General features: G+C 68.3%; 16 protein-coding genes and 1 pseudogene. 4 read left to right on the forward strand and 13 right to left on the reverse strand.

The genetic code is table 11. From position 1 onward, the window contains the following. Positions 1-55 precede the first annotated feature (55 nt). The 5 genes and pseudogenes from GQ674_RS02120 to GQ674_RS02140 form a co-directional block, all read right to left on the reverse strand. Positions 56-1,360 (reverse strand): annotated as a pseudogene (locus tag GQ674_RS02120) (peptidylprolyl isomerase); the annotation flags it as partial. After that, the gene (gene lptD, locus GQ674_RS02125; protein ID WP_159495808.1) at positions 1,357-3,810 is read right to left on the reverse strand and encodes an LPS-assembly protein LptD; all 2,454 of its coding nucleotides are present in this window, start codon (positions 3,808-3,810) and stop codon (positions 1,357-1,359) included. The pseudogene GQ674_RS02120 and the gene lptD, both read right to left, overlap by 4 nt. A 120-nt stretch (positions 3,811-3,930) precedes the next feature. After that, a complete protein-coding gene (locus tag GQ674_RS02130; RefSeq protein ID WP_038690415.1) occupies positions 3,931-4,842 on the reverse strand; it encodes a histone deacetylase family protein in 912 nt (303 codons plus the stop codon). A gap of 34 nt (positions 4,843-4,876) precedes the next feature. Then, entirely contained in the window at positions 4,877-5,431 is a 555-nt protein-coding gene (locus GQ674_RS02135; protein ID WP_159495809.1) for a cob(I)yrinic acid a,c-diamide adenosyltransferase, read from the reverse strand. 13 nt (positions 5,432-5,444) lie between these two features. Next, positions 5,445-6,029: a hypothetical protein gene (locus GQ674_RS02140; protein ID WP_137190998.1), complete on the reverse strand. Its 585-nt coding sequence runs from the start codon at positions 6,027-6,029 to the stop codon at positions 5,445-5,447. A 94-nt stretch (positions 6,030-6,123) separates the two neighbouring features. Here GQ674_RS02140 and ubiH point away from each other — a divergent pair, with 94 nt between their 5' ends. Both ubiH and GQ674_RS02150 read left to right on the forward strand, forming a co-directional pair. Beyond that, entirely contained in the window at positions 6,124-7,329 is a 1,206-nt protein-coding gene (gene ubiH, locus GQ674_RS02145) for a 2-octaprenyl-6-methoxyphenyl hydroxylase (protein ID WP_159495810.1), read from the forward strand. Continuing rightward, on the forward strand, positions 7,326-8,501 hold the full coding sequence (locus tag GQ674_RS02150; RefSeq protein ID WP_159495811.1) for a UbiH/UbiF family hydroxylase: 1,176 nt from the start codon (positions 7,326-7,328) through the stop codon (positions 8,499-8,501). Before ubiH ends, GQ674_RS02150 begins: the two co-directional genes overlap by 4 nt. 104 nt (positions 8,502-8,605) lie before the next feature. Here GQ674_RS02150 and GQ674_RS02155 read toward each other — a convergent pair whose 3' ends face one another. From GQ674_RS02155 to GQ674_RS02170, 4 genes are all read right to left on the reverse strand, one after another. Beyond that, positions 8,606-9,001 carry an EF-hand domain-containing protein gene (locus GQ674_RS02155; protein WP_159495812.1) on the reverse strand — a complete coding sequence of 132 codons (396 nt, stop codon included), beginning with the start codon at positions 8,999-9,001 and terminating at the stop codon, positions 8,606-8,608. 61 nt (positions 9,002-9,062) lie between these two features. After that, the gene (gene rlmM, locus GQ674_RS02160) at positions 9,063-10,109 is read right to left on the reverse strand and encodes a 23S rRNA (cytidine(2498)-2'-O)-methyltransferase RlmM (protein WP_137190994.1); all 1,047 of its coding nucleotides are present in this window, start codon (positions 10,107-10,109) and stop codon (positions 9,063-9,065) included. 24 nt (positions 10,110-10,133) lie between these two features. After that, a complete protein-coding gene (locus GQ674_RS02165) occupies positions 10,134-10,694 on the reverse strand; it encodes a nucleoside deaminase (RefSeq protein ID WP_137190993.1) in 561 nt (186 codons plus the stop codon). 196 nt (positions 10,695-10,890) lie between these two features. Beyond that, positions 10,891-12,639, reverse strand: coding sequence for a glutamine--tRNA ligase/YqeY domain fusion protein (locus tag GQ674_RS02170; RefSeq protein WP_159495813.1), 1,749 nt, complete (start codon positions 12,637-12,639; stop codon positions 10,891-10,893). Between the two features lie 146 nt (positions 12,640-12,785). Here GQ674_RS02170 and GQ674_RS02175 point away from each other — a divergent pair, with 146 nt between their 5' ends. Continuing rightward, positions 12,786-13,052, forward strand: coding sequence for a DUF2007 domain-containing protein (locus GQ674_RS02175; RefSeq protein WP_038690397.1), 267 nt, complete (start codon positions 12,786-12,788; stop codon positions 13,050-13,052). A 30-nt stretch (positions 13,053-13,082) separates the two neighbouring features. Next, the gene (gene msrA, locus GQ674_RS02180; RefSeq protein ID WP_159499192.1) at positions 13,083-13,733 is read left to right on the forward strand and encodes a peptide-methionine (S)-S-oxide reductase MsrA; all 651 of its coding nucleotides are present in this window, start codon (positions 13,083-13,085) and stop codon (positions 13,731-13,733) included. A 149-nt stretch (positions 13,734-13,882) separates the two neighbouring features. Here msrA and GQ674_RS02185 read toward each other — a convergent pair whose 3' ends face one another. The 4 genes from GQ674_RS02185 to ahpF form a co-directional block, all read right to left on the reverse strand. After that, positions 13,883-14,845: a transaldolase gene (locus GQ674_RS02185; RefSeq protein ID WP_159495814.1), complete on the reverse strand. Its 963-nt coding sequence runs from the start codon at positions 14,843-14,845 to the stop codon at positions 13,883-13,885. A gap of 46 nt (positions 14,846-14,891) precedes the next feature. After that, entirely contained in the window at positions 14,892-15,299 is a 408-nt protein-coding gene (gene rnk, locus GQ674_RS02190; protein ID WP_038690393.1) for a nucleoside diphosphate kinase regulator, read from the reverse strand. Between the two features lie 139 nt (positions 15,300-15,438). Further along, positions 15,439-16,389, reverse strand: coding sequence for a DNA-binding transcriptional regulator OxyR (gene oxyR / locus GQ674_RS02195; RefSeq protein ID WP_159495815.1), 951 nt, complete (start codon positions 16,387-16,389; stop codon positions 15,439-15,441). 86 nt (positions 16,390-16,475) lie between these two features. Next, positions 16,476-18,068, reverse strand: a complete 1,593-nt coding sequence (gene ahpF, locus GQ674_RS02200; RefSeq protein WP_159495816.1) for an alkyl hydroperoxide reductase subunit F — start codon at positions 18,066-18,068, stop codon at positions 16,476-16,478. Positions 18,069-18,109 lie beyond the last annotated feature (41 nt).

An 18,109-nucleotide genomic window follows, 5' to 3' on the forward strand; every position in this document is an offset into this window, starting at 1 on the left:
CGGGGTATCCTCAGGACTGCGGCGGCGTGGTGGTGGTAGTGCCGGTGGCGTCCGCGCCGGTACGCAGGTTGACGTAGGCTTCGCCACGCAGTTCCTGCAGATAGCGGTTGTACTCTTCTTCCAGCTTGCGGCGACCGATGGTCTCGCGGATCTGGGCACGCTGGTTGTCGGTGGTGGCATCGGTCTGGCGCGTGGCAACGCGCTGCACGATGTGCCAGCCGGCATCGGTGCGGAAGGCCGGGCTCACGCCGCCGTCTTCCACGCCCGCCACCTGCTTGCCGAAGTCCGGGCCGAAGGCATCGGCCGGGAACCAGCCCAGATCGCCGCCCTGGCCCTTGCTGTTGTTGTCCTCCGACGCTTCCTTGGCCACGGCCTGGAAATCGGCGCCGCCGGCAATCCGCGCGCGCAGCGTTTCGATCTTGGCCTTGGCCGCGGCATTGTCCTGCTGGTCGGTGACGCGCACCAGGATATGGCGGGCATGGTATTCGGTGATGGTCTGGCCGCTGGCGGCGGCGCTGGCATCGCGCACTTCCACCAGCTTGAGCAGCTGGAAGCCGCTCGGGCCGCGGATCGGGCCGACCACGTCGCCGGCCTTCATCTGCGCCATCATCTGCGCGAACGCATTGGGGATTTCATCCAGCGAACGCCAGCCCAGGTCGCCGCCTTCCAGCGCGTTGGGGCTGTCGGAATAGCGGACGGCAGCGGCGTTGAAGTCCAGTTCGCCCTTGTCCAGCAGCGCCTTGACGCCATCGGCCTTCTTCTGGCCGGTGGCGATCTGGTCAGCGGTGGCGGCTTCCGGCAGGCCGATCAGGATGTGCGCCAGATGGTACTGGGTGCCCACCGAGGCCTGCTGCTTCAGCGCGGCATCCACTTCACCCTCGCTGACGCTGATGCGGCTCTGCGCGAAACTCTGGCGGAGGCGCTGCACGGTGATTTCATCGCGGACCGAGTTGCGGAAATCGTTGAAGTCGATGCCGTCACGGGCCAGGCGCTGGCGCAGGGCGTCCAGGTTGGAGCCGTTCTGCTGGGCGATCGCGTTCAGGGCCTGGTTGAGTTCCTGGTCGCCGATCTTGATCCCGCTGCTCTGGGCGCGCGCCACCTGCAGCTTGACCAGCACCAGGCGTTCGAGCACCTGCCGGCTCAGCACGTCTTCCGGCGGCAGCTGGTTCTCACGACCGGCGTACTGCGCCTTGATGTTCTGGATCGCACGGTCCAGTTCGCTCTGCAGCACCACGTCTTCATCGACGATGGCGGCAATGCGGTCCAGCGGCTGGCTCTGCTGGGCCAGCACCTGCAGCGGTGCTGAGACGGTGGTCACCGCCAGCAGGGAAGCGAGTAGAACGGGAAGGGTCTTGGTCATGGGATCTGATTCGGATCGTAGTCGTCGCGGTCGGCCCCGGTGTTGCTGGGCGGCACGAGATAGAGGTCGTCTCGGTAGTACCCGAGAATAGCACGGCGCAAGGTGCGGTCCGTGTTCTGGCCGATGGAGCTCAGGCCCTTGAGCACGAACTCGATCTGGAAGGAGTTGTTCAGCTCGCCCTCGCGGTTGCGCACATAGCGGCGGGCGATGGCGCGAACCGCCAGGCAGCAGCTGTCCCACTGCACGCCACCGATGATCTCCAGCGGCTTCTTGTCTTCCAGGGAGTAGTAGTAGCGCCCCACCAGGCTCCAGCGCGGGCTGATCGGGTACAGGAACGACAGGTCGACCTGTTCAAGCAGCGTGCGTTCTTCCTTGGTCGCGGTGACCGGCGCTGCCGCGTTGATGCGGTAGCGGTAGGTCAGGTTGACGACGCCATCGTTGGACATCAGATACCGCGCCCGCAGGCTGGCCAGGTCCTCCCGCTTGTACTTGGGATCCCACTGGTAGGTGGCGCCCAGCGTCCAGCGGTCGTTGACGGCGTAATTGGCATCGGCGATCCACGCCGACTTGCCCTGCTCGACCTGGGACTGCTGGCCCGGCAGGGTGACCCGCGAATCATCGAAGTACAGGATCTGGCCGATGCTGCCGGAGAAGCGCTCGCGACCGGTGGTCTGGTCGATGAACCGGGTGCTCAGCGCCATCGTCAGCTGGTTGGCATCGTTCTGGCGGTCGGCGCCGGTATAGCGCGAGTCGCGGAACAGTTGGCCCCAGCTGAAGGTGAAGTCGCGGGTATCGAAGATCGGCAGTTCGCTCTGGTCGCGGTACGGCGTGCGCAGGTAGAACAGGCGCGGCTCCAGGGTGTGCAGGAACGACTTGCCGCCGATGGTGGTCTCGCGGTCGAAGAACATGCCCGCGTCGAGGCTGGCCACCGGCAGGCTGCGACTGGGCGAGGTGTTGCCGCGCAGCTGGTCCGGGGTAGCCGTATTCGGGTCGATGCCCGCGTCGGAAAGCGCCTGACGGCGTACCTGGTCGGCCAGGCCCTGGTCCAGCTGATAGCCGGTGTAGCGGTAGGCCAGTGTGGGCGTCACATACCAGGACGGGCCGCTGAACGGCAGCGACACGTATGGTTTGATGTCCAAGCGCGAGCCGTTGAACTGCTGCACCACCTGGCCGGTACGCTCGTACTCCTGCTCAGGGCCGAACTTGACGTTGATGTCGTCGTGGGTGAAACGCACCGCTTCCGCGTATACGCCGGTTTCCAGCCACGGCAACACCGGCTTGTCCCAGTTGAAGAACGCACGTGGCTGGCGCGCATACGGCAGCGAGCTTTCGGTCAGGGTGTAGTCGGTGAGCTGCCAGTAATCGGCCATCAGGCCGCCGGTCCAGTTCTCGCCGGTGCCGTAGATGCCCACCTGGCTCTGCAGGTTGGATGCGGTCACGCCCAGCAGTTTGCTGGAGAAATCTTCGGTATACCGCTCGTCGCTGACCCAGGCGATATTCGCGCGCGCCTGCCAGTTGGCGTTGAGGTTGTGATAACCCTCGAACTCGACCCGGCCGCGATCCTTGTCGCGCAGCTTGTCGTTGGGCAGGTAGGCGGTCAGCAGCGTGCCGCGCCCGCCGTCGTACAGATAGCGGAACTCGTTGTCGAGCATGAACCCGCGCTTGCTCATGTAGCGCGGGGTCAGGGTGTCGTCGTAGTTCGGCGCCAGGTTGAAGTAGATCGGCTGGGCGTAATCGAAGCCGTTGCGCCCGGACAGGCCCAGCTGCGGGTACAGCAGGCCGGTCTGGCGACGGTCGTCGATCGGGAACTTGAAGTAAGGTGCCCACAGCACCGGCACCTTGCCGATCCGCAGCACGGCGTTGCGCGCGGTGCCGAAGCCCTCGTCGTTGTCCACTTCGATCTGCGGTGCCGACAGCTTCCAGACCGGCTGGGACGGGTCGCAGGTGGTGTAGGTGGAGCGGTGCATCTGCCCGACCGCACCCTGCAGGTCCACCGATTCGGCGCCACCGTTGCCACGGCGATCCACCAGCTGGTACTGGATGTCGCTGATCTTGTGGGTGTCCGCTTCCTGGTTGCCTTCGGCGCGCTTGGCCACCATCCGGATCGAGGAGTCCTGGTAGCGGACGTTGCCCTCGGCGATGTAGTTGCCGCTTTCGGTGTCGAAGCTCAGGTGGTCGGTGCCCAGGAACTGGTCGCCGCGCTTGAGCGCGACGTTGCCCTGGTACTGCGGCACCGTAGACGTGCCAAACAGCTGGTCGCCCTCGATGTCGGTGTCCTGCTGGTCGCGCGTGGCGGCCGCGGCCTTGTCGGCTTTGGGCGCATCGTCGAACACGGGCAGCACGTCAGTGGCCGGGCACAGGCCCCAGTTCACCGGTTTGTCGTCGGCCATGGCCGGCAGGCAGATGGCGATGCTCAGGGGGAGAGGCAGCAGGCGGAGGGCTCGGCGCACGCGGGAGTCGGATTCGGGGGAAAACGGATCGTAGCTTGCCCCATCCCTTGCATAGGGGCAATGAAGGCCTTGCCCGGCCAAGGGTTCAGGTTCATGCGCGGGCTCGACCCGCGCAGGTGCTCAGCGCAGCTGGCCGACGTGGGCCACGCTGCATTCGGCCAAGGCCTGCAGGTCGTATCCGCCCTCCAGCATGGACACCACCCGGCCACCGCCATGACGCCGGGCCAGCCCGCGCAGCTCGGCGGTGATCCAAGCGAAATCGTCGGTCTCCAGCATCAGGTCGGCCTGCGGATCGCGCAGATGCGCATCGAAACCGGCCGAGATCAGCAGCAGCTGCGGGCGGAAATCGTCGATGGCCGGCAGCATTTCATCGGCCCAGGTGTTGCGGAAGCGGAACCCGCCGCTGCCCGGGGGCAGCAGGATGTTCATCAGGTTGCCGGCACCACGGTCGCGACGCAGCCCCGAGTTGGGAAACAGGCCGGCCTGATGAGTGCTGTAGTAGGCCACGCCGGGGTCGGCGATGAAGATGTCCTGGGTGCCGTTGCCGTGGTGCACGTCGAAATCGACGATGGCGATGCGTTCCAGGCCGTAGCGGTCGCGCGCATAGGCGGCGGCCACGGCGATGTTGTTGAGCAGACAGAACCCCATCGCCGTGCTGGCCGTGGCGTGGTGGCCGGGTGGGCGCACCGCGCAGAACGCGACCGGGTCATCGCCCAGCATCACCGCGTCCACGGCGGCCACGCCGGCGCCGGCGGCATGCAGGGCCGCGCTGGCCGAGCCGGGCGAGGTCAGGGTGTCCATGTCGATCTGGCGCAGCGGCTCGGTCTGGGCCTTGAGCACCAGGTCGATCAGCTCGCTGTCGTGCACGCGGGCCAGCTCGCCGAGCTTGGCCGGCGGCGCCTGGCGCCAGTCCAGCTGGTCGGGGAAGGCGGCGAGCAGGGCATCGAGCACCACCTGCAGGCGCTGCGGGGATTCGGGGTGGCCGCGGCCGGGATCGTGTTGCAGACAGGCAGGGTGGGTAAAAACCAGCATGCGGGCAGGGGTTCCGGTGGGGCGGCGGGAGGGCTCAGGCGTGGCGGCGTTCGTGGCGCCACACCACTTCGCCGTGCCCGTCGGCGCGGGCCAGCACCCGGGCCAGCACGAACAACAGGTCGGAAAGGCGGTTGAGGTAGCCGATGGCTTCGGCGCGCACCGGCTCCAGCCGCGCCAGGGTCACCGTTTCGCGCTCGGCCCGGCGCACGATGGTGCGGGCCAGGTGGCAGCGTGCGGCCGCCTCGCCGCCGGCGGGCAGGATGAACTCCTTCAGGGCGGGCAGGTCGGCGTTGTACTGGTCGAGCTGGCGCTCCAGGGCGTCGATGTCGGCCGCCTGGATGGCCGCGTGGCCGGGAATGCACAGCTCCCCGCCCAGGTCGAACAGCTGGTGCTGCACGGTGGTCAGCAGCGCCCGTACCTCGTCGGGCAGGGCGACTGCAAGCAGCACGCCCAGCGCCGAATTGGCCTCGTCGACGGTGCCGTAGGCGTTGACCCGCTGGGCATCCTTGGGCACCCGGCTGCCATCGCCGAGCCCGGTGCTGCCGTCATCGCCGGTGCGGGTGTAGATGCGTGAAAGCCGGTTGCCCATGCGTGCCGATCGCTCAGCGCAGGACGTCGTGGCGCGCCTGCAGCAGCTTGCCGACCTGTTCCGTGGTCAGCTGCAGGGCGGCGGCCAGGCCGACATAGATCGCGGCGGTACGCAGGTAGGGCACAAACCAGTCGGCGTAGTTCTTCAGCCAACCGGCGGCGGTCGGTTCGGCCACCATGTCGCTGCTCCAGTAGAACCCGCCCTGCGCGAACAGGTGGCAGACCGCCACCGCGGCCACCAGCAGCAGGGCCGCCTTGCCCAGCGTGAGCCACTGGGCGCCGTGGTATCCCTGGCGCAGCAGCAGGCCGCCGGCCCACATGGAAAAGTACGCCGGCAGCAGCATCCAGGTGCCGGGCGAGACGCAGTAATGCTGCAGGTACTGCTGGCCGCTGCTGCGGATCACCAGAATGTCGATCACGATGGCCAGCGCCATCAGCAGCGGGAACGCCCAGCGGGTCCAGCTGCGCAGGTAGAACCCGCCGATGAAGAACACGGCCCAGGAGGCATCCGGGATCGCCATGAAGTGATTGACCCGGGTGGCGGCCATCAGCAGTACGAGCACGGACAGGACGAAGGCGCGTTGGGCGGTGGTGGACATGGCAGCCACGGGAAAGGGTCAGGCATTCATTCTAGCGCCTGCTGCGGCAGGCCGCCGCACGCGCCGGGAACGGCCCAGCGCTTATCATGGCGGCATGAGTGAACGACATGACGTAGTGATCGTGGGCGGCGGGCTGGTCGGTGCCAGCCTGGCCATTGCACTGGACCGCGCCGGGCGCGACGTCGGGCTGGTGGAAGCCACCCCGGCTGGCACCCTGCCGACGGTATTCGACCAGCGCAACCTCAGCTTCGCCGCCGCCACGGTCAACGCGCTCACCGCGTTGGGCGTGATGCAGCGCCTGGGCACCGCGCCCGGTGCGATCACCCGCATCCATGTCAGCCGCGCCGGCGATTTCGGCCGGGTGCAGATGGACGCCGCGCAGTACCAGCGGCCGTGGTTTGGCCAGGTGGTGGTGGCGCGTGAGTTCGGCACCGCGCTGGAAACCTGCCTGCAGGGGCTGTCGCACCTTACCCGTTACCGCCCGGCACGCTTCGTGCGGCTGGGCGCCACCGTCGACGGGTACCGCCAGGTGTTCATTGCCGACGACAGCGGCGAGCGCTGCCTGCTGGCACGGCTTGTGGTGGGCGCCGACGGCACCCGCAGCGGCGTGCGCGAGGCGCTGGGCATCGACGTGGACGAGCACGATTTCGAACAGACCCTGTTCGTGTCGCGGGTGCGTGGCGCGCGTGCGCCGGACGGGACGGCCTATGAGCGCTTCACCGACACCGGCCCCACCGCGCTGTTGCCGCGCGGCGATCGCCACTTTGGCGCGGTGCACTGTGTGGCCCGTGACCAGGCCGCGGCGGTCCAGACGCTGGACGATGCGGCCTGGCTGCAGCGCCTGCAGGGCGCGATCGGCTGGCGCGCCGGGCGGCTGCTGGAAAGCGGCCCGCGCAGCGCCTACCCGCTGATCCAGGTGCTGGCTCAGGCGTTGGTGGGCGAGCGTGCGGTGCTGCTGGGCAATGCCGCGCAAACCATCCATCCGTTGGGCGCACAGGGCTTCAACCTGGGCCTGCGCGACGCGCTGACCCTGGCCGAACTGGTGGCCGACGCGCAGGACCCGGGCAGCGACGCGCTGCTGCAGGCGCATGTGGCGCGCCGCGCCGAAGACCGCGCGCAGACCATCGCCTTCTCCGGCGGGCTGGCCCGCCTGACCAGCAATCCGGCGCCGTTGATGCGGCCGCTGCGCAGCCTGGGGCTGCTGGCCGCGCAGGCCACCCCGATGCAGTCGATGCTGGTGGGCGGGGCGATGGGCTTCCGTGGCGAAGTACCGGCGCTGTGCCGCGGAGCGGGCGCATGAGCCGGCGCGCGCGCGATGTGATCGTGGTGGGCGGCGGCGTGGTCGGCGCGGCCTGTGCGCTGGCGCTGGCCGACACGGGGCTGCAGGTCACCTTGGTGGAAGGCCGCGAGCCGCCGCCGTGGCAGCCGCAACAGCCGGACCTGCGCGTGTACGCGTTTGCGCCGGACAACGCGGCCCTGCTGGCCGCGCTCGGGGTATGGCCGGCCGTCACCGCGGCGCGTGCCTGTGCCTACCGGCGCATGCGCGTATGGGACGCCGGCGGCGGCGATGAACTGCGGTTCGATGCCGACCACCTGGGTCGCGAACAGCTGGGCTGGATCGTGGAGAACGACCTGCTGGTGGACCGCCTGTGGGCGGCGCTGCCGGCGGCCGGCGTGCAGGTGTGCTGCCCGGCGCGGGTGGAAGCGCTGGAGCAGGACGCCGACGGCGTGCGGCTGCGGCTGGAGGATGGCCGCCGGCTGGAAGCATCCTTGGCCATTGCCGCCGACGGGGCCGAATCGACCTTGCGCCGCCTGGCCGGGCTGGAGGTCAGCCGCCAGGACTATGGCCAGCGTGGCGTGGTCGCTTACGTGGACAGCGAAAACGACAACGAAGCCACCGCGTGGCAGCGCTTCCTGGTGACCGGGCCGCTGGCGGTGCTGCCGATCGGGGCCCGCCGCAGCTCGATTGTCTGGACCCTGCCCGATGCCGAGGCCGAGCGGGTCCTGGCGCTGGACGAGGCCGCCTTCGGGCGCGAGCTGACCCAGGCGTTTGCGGGGCGGCTGGGAGCGATGACGCTGGCATCGCGACGGGCGGCCTTCCCGCTGCGCCGCCAGCTGGCCACCGGCTACGTGGCCGGGCGCGTGCTGGCCTTGGGCGATGCGGCGCACGTGGTGCACCCGCTGGCAGGGCAGGGCGTCAACCTGGGCCTGCGCGACGTGGCCGCGCTGCGCACACTGGTCCTGCAGGCGCAGCAGCGCCGCCAGGACTGGATGTCACCGCACCGGCTGCAGCGCTGGGCGCGCGAGCGGCGCAGCGAGAACACCGTGGCTGCCTACAGTTTCGATGCGATCAACACCGTGTTCTCCAACGACGAGCTGCACCTCACCCTGGCCCGCGGCCGGGTATTGGGCTGTGCCGGCAAGCTGCCGCCGCTGGTGTCGATGTTCTGGAAGCGCGCCGCCGGCGTGTGAGACCGCGCAGCCGGGCAGAGCCCGGCTCTACGTGGCGGTGGCGATGCGTTGGGCCGTGCGCAGCCGGGCAGAGCCCGGCTCTACGTGGCGGTGGCGCGGCTGCCTCAGTCGGTCAGCCAGCCGGCCAGGTCGGTGCGGTCCAGCTTGCCGCGCCGCTTCACATCCAGGGCGCCGAACTCATCGGCCAACGCCGGGTTGGCCTGCGCCTCGGCGCGGCTGATGAAGCCATCGCCATCGGTGTCCAGCGTCGCGAACGCGAACCGGTACTGGCCCACCACGCTTACCGGCTGCACCGAGCGCACCGTCACCGCTGCCTCGCCCGCCGGGGCGGCCAAGGTCACCTGATGAGTCACCCGGCCCTCGGACAACGACTGCGTGCGTACGCTGGCGGGGACCTCGCGCAGCGGTTCACTGATCGCTGGCGACGGCGTGTATGCCTGCGCCAAAGCGAGCGAAGGCAGCAGGCACAACAGCAGCAACAGGGTGGGGCGAGTTCGCATGCAGACTCCGTGGGTTACGTGGGCGGGAAGAGCCGGGCCATGCCCGGCGGTACCGCGTTGATCAGCGCAGCGGCGAGGCCAGCACCGTGATTTCCTCACGGTCGTGGTACAGCTGCTTGGCCCGCACCACCAGCGGCTTGCCCGCCTGTTCCTGGAACAGGTCCAGGCACAGGCGGGTCTCGTCCCAGCGCTTCTTCATCGGCAGCTTGAGGTTGAAGATCGCATGCTTGCACCAGCCCTCGCGGAACCAGGTGGCCATGCGCTCGGCCACCCGGCGCGGCTGTTCCACCATGTCGCAGACCATCCAGTCGAGCGGTGTTTCCGGCTGCCAGTGGAAGCCATCGGCGCGCAGGTGTTCCACCAGCCCGGTCTCCAGCACGTGCTCGCGCAGCGGGCCGTTGTCCACGCTGATCACCTTGACGTGCTGGCGGGTCAACACCCACGTCCAGCCGCCGGGCGCGGCGCCCAGGTCGGCCGCGCGCATGCCCGGCTTGACCAGCTGTTCGCGTTCTTCCGGGGTGAGCAGGGTGAGCAGGGCTTCGTCCAGCTTCAACGCCGACCGCGACGGGGCATCGGGCAGCAGCTTCAGGCGCGGAATGCCCAGCGCCCACGGCGCGCTGTCGCGGGTGTCGCTGACGCAGACGAACGCATGGCGGCCATCGACGAACACGACGTGCACGCGCGGCAGCGCGGTGTTGGCCTTGTCGGTGAGCAGGCCGGCCTTGCGCAACGCCGGACGCAGCGCATTGCCGAACGCGCGGGCCAGGCCGGCCAGCGGCTTGCCTTCGTCCGAGTCGGGGTGTTCCACCCACATGTCGCCGAAGCGCTGCTGCCCCTGCAGGGCGGCGATGATCGGGGTGATGCGGTCGCTGGGGTCCAGCTCACGCAGTTCGGCCAGCACCACCAGCTTCTGGCGCGCGAAGATCAGCGACCGCCACGGCAGCGCCTTGGACAGCGCGGCGCCTTCGTCGGTGGCGAACAGCACGTAGCCGTCATTGCGCTGGGTGCGCGCGTAGCCGGCGATGCCGGCATAGGCGGCGCGCTCGGACAGTTCACCGGCCAGTTCCGGCTCGAATCCCTGGCGGCACAGACACAGCAGGCCGCTCATCGCAGCGCGCCCGAGGCGCAGCGGTCAGTAATGCGCACCGTTGATCTCCCCATACTGGCGCAGCACGGCGCGCGCGGCGTCGCGTTCAATGTCGCGCACCACCTCGATGCCGCGCTTGTTGAGTTCACCGACCCAGTCGGCCGGCAGCGGGCCTTCATCGAACGCCGTGAGTTCTTCCACGTCCTGCGCACTGGCCCCGATCAGCAGCCGGTCGATGCCGGCCCAGATGGTGGCGCCGTAGCACTGGCAGCACGGCTGCGACGAGGTGGCCAGGGTGATCGGGCTCAGCACGTCGTTCAGCCGCGGGGTCTGCAGGCGCTGCTGGGCCAGCATGTAGGCCATGTTCTCGGCATGGGCCAGCGAGGTGCTGTGCGGCACCACGCGGTTGACGCCGGCGGCGATGACGCGATGGTCCGGGCCGAACACCACCGCGCCGAACGGGCCGCCGGTTTCCGCCTCGACATTCAGGCGCGACAGCTCGATCGCCAGGGCGACCTTGGCGGCATCGTCGGGATACACACGGGCCAGGTCGATCTGGTCGTGGATCCAGGCGGGCAGGGTGAGGTGGACTTGCGCGTACAGCATCGGGGCGTGGGCCTCTTCAAATATGGAGCAGCGGCAGTGTATCGGGCCGCGCGTAGGGATGCCGTGTCCGCGCTGAACGCGGCCACGGTGCTGGGGGCGCAGGGGATGCGCCGCTGGCGTGGGGAGTGGCGACGCGGCACCGCGGGTGCGGGGCCGCGCAGCAGGAGTGGCCGGTGCCTGGCACCGGCCGACAGGCTTACGCCGACCAGGTATCGCGCAGGGTCACGCTGCGGTTGAACACCGGCGTGGTGGCGGTATGGTCGCGACGGTCGGCGACGAAGTAGCCGGTGCGCTCGAACTGGAACGACTGCTCCGGCGCGGCGGTGGCGGCGGCCGGCTCGACATAGCCGGTGACGGTGCGGCGCGAGTCGGGGTTGAGGTAATCGCGGTAGGTCTTGCCGTCGGTTTCGTCGTCCGGATTGGGCACCGAGAACAGGCGGTCGTACAGGCGGATTTCGGCCGGCACCGCGTGCACCGCGCTGACCCAGTGGATGGTGCCCTTGACCTTGCGGTTGGCGCCTTCCATGCCCGGGCGCGATTCCGGGTCCAGCCAGCCGCGCAGTTCGGTGACGGTGCCGTCGGCGTCCTTGACCACCTCATCGCAGCGGAAGATGCCGGCGCCGCGCAGGCGCACTTCGCCGCCCGGCACCAGGCGCTTCCAGCCCTTGGGCGGAATCTCGGCGAAGTCCTCGCGCTCGATCCACAGTTCGCGGGCGAAGGGCACCTCGCGGGTACCGAAGGCCTCGTCCTTGGGATGGTTGGAGAAGGTCAGCGTTTCGGCGTGGCCCTCCGGCAGGTTGGTCAGCACCAGCTTGACCGGGTCGACCACGGCCATGCGGCGCGGCGCGGCGCTGTCGAGGTCTTCGCGCAGCGCGCCTTCGAGCACGCTGAAGTCGATCAGCGAATTCTGCTTGCTGATGCCCACGCGCTCGACGAACAGGCGCATCGCCGCCGGGGTGTAGCCGCGGCGGCGCAGGCCCTGCAGGGTCGGCATGCGCGGGTCTTCCCAGCCGTCCACCAGCTGTTCGGTGACCAGCGCCATCAGCTTGCGCTTGCTCATCACCGTGTAGTTGATGTTCAACCGCGAGAACTCGATCTGGCGCGGCTTGGCGGCTTCACGCGGCAGGCCGCGCTCGACCAGCGGCGCGGTCAGCGCGTCGTCGTGGGCGAAGTCGACGTTGTCCACGCACCAGTCATACAGCGGGCGGTGGTCTTCGAATTCCAGCGTGCACAGCGAGTGGGTGATGCCTTCCAGCGAATCGCCCAGCGCGTGCGCGAAGTCGTACATCGGGTAGATCGGCCAGGCGTTGCCGGTGTTCTGGTGTTCGACGTGCTTGATGCGGTACAGCGCCGGGTCGCGCAGGTTGATGTTGCCGCTGGCCATGTCGATCTTGGCGCGCACGGTGCGTGCACCGTCCGGGAACTCGCCGGCGCGCATGCGCGCAAACAGGTCCAGGTTTTCCTCGACGCTGCGCTCGCGGTACGGCGACGGGCGGCCCGGCTCGGTCAGGGTGCCGCGGTAGGCGCGCACTTCCTCGGCCGACAGGTCGCACACATACGCCTTGCCGTCGCGGATCAGCTTCTGCGCAGCCAGGTAATAGGCGTCGAAGTAGTCCGAGGCGTGGCGCAGCTCGTTCCACTCAAAGCCCAGCCAGCGCACGTCGTCCTGGATGGCGGCCACGTACTCGGGGTCTTCCTTGGCCGGGTTGGTGTCGTCGAAACGCAGGTTGCACACGCCGCCGAACTCGCCGGAAAGGCCGAAGTTCAGGCAGATCGACTTGGCATGGCCGATGTGCAGGTAGCCGTTGGGCTCGGGCGGGAAGCGGGTCTTGATCGCGGCATGCTTGCCCGCGGCCAGGTCCTCACGGACGATCTGACGGATGAAATCCCGCTTTTCGTGGGCTTCCGGAAGGGCGTCGGTGGGGGCGGCAGTAGGCTCGGACATGGTGCGCGGTCGCAGTCTGAAAGGCAGAAAGACCAACAGTTTAGCCTGTCGTAAGGCGACAGGCTAAACGGGTAGGTGCCGACCGTTGGTCGGCACGCCTTCAGCCCCCGGGGGTATGCTGGGGCCACACCCGCCGGAGCCCGCCCATGCACGTGATCTACCAGGCCGATAACCTGTTTGACGCCCATCTGGTCAAGCACGCGCTGGAGGATGCGGGCATTCCCGCGTTCGTGTTCGGTGAGTCGCTGCTGGGCGGGATGGGCGAGCTGCCGCTGTTCGGGGTGCTGCGCGTGTGCGTGCCCGACCTGGCCCGGCCGGAGGCCGAAGGCATCGTGGCCGGGCTCGACTTGGGTGGCGCCCCGGACGACCCCATATTCGACGGTGACGAAAGCGCCGGCCTGTTGCCGGCCTAGGAGACCGCCATGTTGGGAATTGCCAAGGGCCTGTTGGGCATCGGCGCGTTCAAGCAGCGCCTGCCGCGCCCGGACGAGGCGCTGCCGGGCCGGGACCACCCGCTGCCGCTGCACAACCAGCATTACGTCAACAGCCACCCGCTCAAGGACGGTTTCGCCGGCCTGCAGCGTATCCGCGTGGCGATGGGCTGCTTCTGGGGCGCCGAGCGCAAGTTCTGGACGCTGCCGGGCGTGTATTCCACCTCGGTGGGCTATGCCGGCGGTTCCACCCCGAACCCGACCTACGAAGAGGTCTGTTCCGGTATGACCGGGCACACCGAGATCGTGGAGGTGGTATTCGACCCGGCCATCATTTCGCTGGGCCAGGTGCTGCAGGTGTTCTGGGAGAACCATGACCCCACCCAGGGCATGCGCCAGGGCAACGACACCGGTACCCAGTACCGCTCGGCCATCCATGCCACCAGCCAGGCCCAGTTCGACGCGGCCATCGCCAGCCGCGACGCCTACCAGCAGCGTCTGGACGAGGCCGGCCTGGGCGCGATCACCACCGAGATCGAGTTTCCGGCCCCGGCGTACTACTACGCCGAGGACTATCACCAGCAGTACCTGGCCAAGAACCCGAACGGGTACTGCGGTATCGGTGGCACGGGGGTGAGTTGCCCGATCGGTGTGGATGCCTGAGCGATGCGGTAGAGCCGACCGTTGGTCGGCTGCTCCCACGTCACTGCAACGGCAGCCGACCAACGGTCGGCTCTACCCCGGTTGTTGAGGGTTGAGACACCAAAAGGCCCCGCATTGCGGGGCCTTTTGGCGTCCAGGACCCGGCGGGCTTACAGCCGCTCGCGGATGGTCTGGCGAAGGGCTTCGAGGTCCTTGGCGAAAGCGTCGATACCGGTGGCCAGCTTCTCGGTGGCCATCGGGTCGGCGGCCAGGTCGGCCGCAAAGCGTGCTTCGTCGATCGCCGCCGCCTGCACCGGCTCGGCCGCACCGGCCACCAGCTTGCGCGGCAACGCGCCGTGCTCGGCGTCCAGCTTCTCCAGCAGGTCCGGCGAAATGGTCAGCCGATCGCAGCCGGCCAGCGCCTCGATCTGGGCGGTCGAACGGAACGACGCGCCCATCACCACCGTCGGCGAACCGCGGCGCTTGAACTCGGCGTACACGCCGCGCACGAACACCACGCCCGGGTCGGCATCAATGTCGGCCGGGGCCTGGCCGTTGGCCACGTACCAGTCCAGGATGCGACCGACGAACGGCGAAATCAGGAACGCGCCGGCTTCGCTGCAGGCCAGCGCCTGGGTCGGGTTGAAGATCAGCGTCAGGTTGCAGTCGATGCCCTCGGCCTGCAGCACGCGCGCTGCCTCCACGCCCGCCCACGTCGCGGCGATCTTGATCAGCACCTTGCTGCGCGGCACGCCGGCCGCCTCGTACATCGCAATGAACTGGCGCGCCTTGGCCACCGTCGCGGCGGTGTCGTGGGCCTGGTCGGCGTCCACCTCGGTGGACACCCGGCCCGGCACCAGCGAGCTCAGCAGCGTGCCCACGCCCACCGTCAGGCGGTCGGCCACGGCGTGCACGATGGTCTCGCGTTCGCCGGCCTGCTCGCGGCCCCAGGCCAGTTCGCGCTCGATCAGGTCCGCATACACCGGCAGGTCCAGCGCCTTCTTCACCAGGGTCGGGTTGGTCGTGCAGTCGACCGGCTTCAGGCGCTTGATCGCCTCATAGTCGCCGGTATCGGCTACCACGACGGACAGATCACGGAGCTGGCTGAGCTTGGACGGAGAAACGGTGTTCATTGCGACTCCTGGTACGAAAACGGGAACCTGCGCGGCGGCAGGAAGGTCAGGCGTGGGGCTGGTTGTGGACGGCGGTCACGCGCAGGCGCAGCTTGCGGCCACCCGGGGCGTCCCAATCCATGGTCTGGCCGACCGACAGGCCCAGCAGGGCGGTACCCACCGGCGCAAGGATGGACACCTTGCCCTGTTCAACATCGGCTTCGCGCGGATAGACCAGCGTCAGCACGTGCTTTTCGTTCTGCAGCTCATCTTCGCATTCCACGCGCGAATGCATCATGACGGTGCCGTCGGGAATCTGGTCCGGCGCCACCACCGTGGCACGGTTGAGCTCCTTGGCCAGCGCCACGGCGGCCGGGGTCTGGCTGACGGCGGGGGATTCAAGCATGGCGTCCAGACGATCCATGTCGTGGCTGGAAACGATGATCGACGGGGGAAGTCCGCTGGAAGTGGACATGTAAAGCTCCTTGCGAGTAATGATGGCCCATGCAAAAGGCGGCGCCTGCTGGCGCCGCCTGGGTTCTATTGTGCTGCCTATCGAAGACGGATGCGACCCGTGCGGTGCAGGGGCCGATGCAGCCGGTTCATCCGGCTTGTCAGGCGTTGCCGCGCGCTGTCAGGGGCACGCCGGAATCGGTGTTGTCCAAGGTGAACAGTTCCTGCGGCAGGCGTTTGAACTGCTGCGCCAGCTGCTGCAGGAAGCCGGTCATGGCCGAACTGCGCCGCCATGCCATCGCGATGCGGCGGCTGGGCCGGTCGTCGCCCTGGAAATCGAGCAGGCGGATGTTTTCCGAACGCGGGACCGGCGGCTTCACCGACAGGGTCGGCAACAGCGTGATGCCCACGTCGGCCGCAACCATCTGGCGCAGCGTCTCCAGGCTGGTGGCGCGGAACTCGGACTTCTCATTGGCGCCGAACAGCCGGCACACCGCCAGCGCCTGGTCGCGCAGGCAGTGCCCGTCTTCCAGCAGCAGCAGCTTCTGGGTGGACAGCTCCTGCACATCCAGGTGCTGCCGGCGGGCCAGCGGGTGCTGCCCGGAGACGGCCAGCAGGAACGGTTCTTCGAACAGGAATTCGGCGTGCAGCTGGTCGTCGTCCAGCGGCAGCGCCAGCAACGCGGCATCCAGCTTGCCTTCGCGCAGCCGCGCCAGCAGCTCGTCGCTCTTTTCTTCCACCAGCAGCAGTTCCAGCTGCGGGAAGCGTTCGCGGATGTTGGGAATCACATGCGGCAGCAGGTACGGCCCCAGCGTGGGGAAAATGCCCAGCCGTACCGTCCCGGCTTCGGGATCGCGGCTGCGTCGTGCGGCTTCCTTCAACTGCTCGACCTCGGCCACGATGGTGCGCGCACGCGCCGCCGCTTCCACCCCGGCGGGAGTCAGCATCACTTTGCGTGGAGCACGCTCGACCAGGGGCAGGCCCAGTTCGTCCTCCAGCTTGCGGATCTGGGTGGACAGGGTGGGCTGGCTGACGAAGCACGCCGCCGCGGCGCGGCCGAAGTGCCGGTGGTCGGCCAGCGCCACCAGGTATTTCAGATCACGTAGGTTCATTTCCTTGGACCTCTAAGCGGTAATGGACCGGGTGACGGCGTGGCTTACCCAGCAGGTGGGTCCCGGCGAACCGGGACCCGGACGTTTCAGGCAGCTTCGGCGACAGCGCCGCTGCTCTTGGGAACGGATGTACGAATCAGGTGATCAAAAGCACTCAGTGCGGCGGTCGAACCGGCGCCCATCGCGATGATGATCTGCTTGTACGGAACGGTAGTGCAATCGCCTGCCGCGAACACGCCGGGCACGCTGGTCTGGCCACGGTCGTCGATCACGATCTCGCCACGCGGCGACAACGCCACCGAGCCCTTCAACCACTCGGTGTTGGGCAGCAACCCGATCTGCACGAAGATGCCTTCGAGTTCGATCCGGTGCGCATCGCCACCCACGCGGTCCTTGTAGACCAGCCCGGTCACCTTCTGGCCATCGCCCAGCACTTCCTGGGTGAGGGCGCTGGTGATGATGGTGACGTTGCCCAGGCTGCGCAGCTTCTTCTGCAACACTTCATCGGCCCGGAGTTTGTCATCAAATTCCAGAAGGGTCACATGCGACACCAGGCCGGCCAGGTCGATCGCCGCTTCCACGCCGGAGTTGCCGCCGCCCACCACCGCCACGCGCTTGCCCTTGAACAGTGGGCCATCGCAGTGCGGGCAGTACGCCACGCCCTTGTTGCGGTACTGGTCTTCGCCGGGCACGTTCATCTGGCGCCAGCGCGCACCGGTGGACAGGATCACCGTGCGCGACTTCAACACCGCGCCGTTCTCCAGCGTGATCCCCACCAGGCCGTCATCGCCGGCCGGGGTCAGCGCCGTGCCGCGCTGCAGGTTCATGATGTCCACCTCGTACTCGCGCACGTGCTGTTCCAGCGCCGTGGCCAGCTTCGGACCCTCGGTTTCCTTGACCGAAATGAAGTTCTCGATCGCCATGGTGTCCAGCACCTGGCCGCCGAAACGCTCCGCCGCCACGCCGGTACGGATGCCCTTGCGCGCGGCATAGATCGCCGCAGCGGCACCGGCCGGACCACCGCCGATCACCAGCACGTCGAAGGGTGCTTTGGCGGCGATCTTCTCGGCGTCGCGTTTGGCCGAACCGGTGTCCAGCTTGGCCACGATCTGCTCCAGGGTCATGCGGCCCTGGTCGAACATCTCCCCGTTGAGGTACACGGTGGGCACCGACATGATCTGGCGCGCCTCGACCTCGGCCGGGAACAGGCCGCCGTCGATCGCCACGTGCTGGATGCGCGGGTTGAGCACCGCGGCAAGGTTCAGTGCCTGCACCACGTCCGGGCAGTTCTGGCAGGACAGCGAGAAATAGGTTTCGAACTTGAGTTCGCCTTCCAGCCCCTGCACCTGCTCGATCAGCTCGGCGGTGGCCTTGGACGGGTGACCGCCCACCTGCAGCAGTGCCAGCACCAGCGAGGTGAACTCGTGGCCCATCGGCAGCCCGGCGAATGCCAGGTGGATGTCCTGGCCCGGCGTGGTCAGCGCGAACGACGGGGTGCGCTCGCTGCTGTCGCGGCGCACCTCCAGGGTGATGTGCGCCGACAGCGCAACCAGCGTGTTCAGCAGCTCCAGCATTTCCTGCGACTTGGCGCCGTCATCCACGTGCGCCGTGATCTGGATCGGACGGGTGACACGTTCCAGGTAGGTCTTCAGCTGGGACTGGAGGTTGGCATCCAACATCGAAAAACTCCTTGATTCAGGCAAGCAGACGGCGTCGACGA

The sequence above is a fragment of the Stenotrophomonas sp. 364 genome, assembly GCF_009832905.1.
Taxonomy (GTDB): Bacteria; Pseudomonadota; Gammaproteobacteria; order Xanthomonadales; family Xanthomonadaceae; genus Stenotrophomonas; species Stenotrophomonas maltophilia_AP.

Coding starts and splice junctions, on each gene's coding strand:
- GQ674_RS02155 (WP_159495812.1), bottom strand. CDS start 9,001: ATGCGAACTCGCCCCACCCTGTTGCTGCTGTTGTGCCTGCTGCCTTCG.
- GQ674_RS02175 (WP_038690397.1), top strand. CDS start 12,786: ATGCACGTGATCTACCAGGCCGATAACCTGTTTGACGCCCATCTGGTC.
- ahpF (WP_159495816.1), bottom strand. CDS start 18,068: ATGTTGGATGCCAACCTCCAGTCCCAGCTGAAGACCTACCTGGAACGT.
- rnk (WP_038690393.1), bottom strand. CDS start 15,299: ATGTCCACTTCCAGCGGACTTCCCCCGTCGATCATCGTTTCCAGCCAC.
- GQ674_RS02170 (WP_159495813.1), bottom strand. CDS start 12,639: ATGTCCGAGCCTACTGCCGCCCCCACCGACGCCCTTCCGGAAGCCCAC.
- rlmM (WP_137190994.1), bottom strand. CDS start 10,109: ATGAGCGGCCTGCTGTGTCTGTGCCGCCAGGGATTCGAGCCGGAACTG.
- GQ674_RS02140 (WP_137190998.1), bottom strand. CDS start 6,029: ATGTCCACCACCGCCCAACGCGCCTTCGTCCTGTCCGTGCTCGTACTG.
- GQ674_RS02135 (WP_159495809.1), bottom strand. CDS start 5,431: ATGGGCAACCGGCTTTCACGCATCTACACCCGCACCGGCGATGACGGC.
- GQ674_RS02150 (WP_159495811.1), top strand. CDS start 7,326: ATGAGCCGGCGCGCGCGCGATGTGATCGTGGTGGGCGGCGGCGTGGTC.
- ubiH (WP_159495810.1), top strand. CDS start 6,124: ATGAGTGAACGACATGACGTAGTGATCGTGGGCGGCGGGCTGGTCGGT.
- GQ674_RS02185 (WP_159495814.1), bottom strand. CDS start 14,845: ATGAACACCGTTTCTCCGTCCAAGCTCAGCCAGCTCCGTGATCTGTCC.
- GQ674_RS02165 (WP_137190993.1), bottom strand. CDS start 10,694: ATGCTGTACGCGCAAGTCCACCTCACCCTGCCCGCCTGGATCCACGAC.
- oxyR (WP_159495815.1), bottom strand. CDS start 16,389: ATGAACCTACGTGATCTGAAATACCTGGTGGCGCTGGCCGACCACCGG.
- GQ674_RS02130 (WP_038690415.1), bottom strand. CDS start 4,842: ATGCTGGTTTTTACCCACCCTGCCTGTCTGCAACACGATCCCGGCCGC.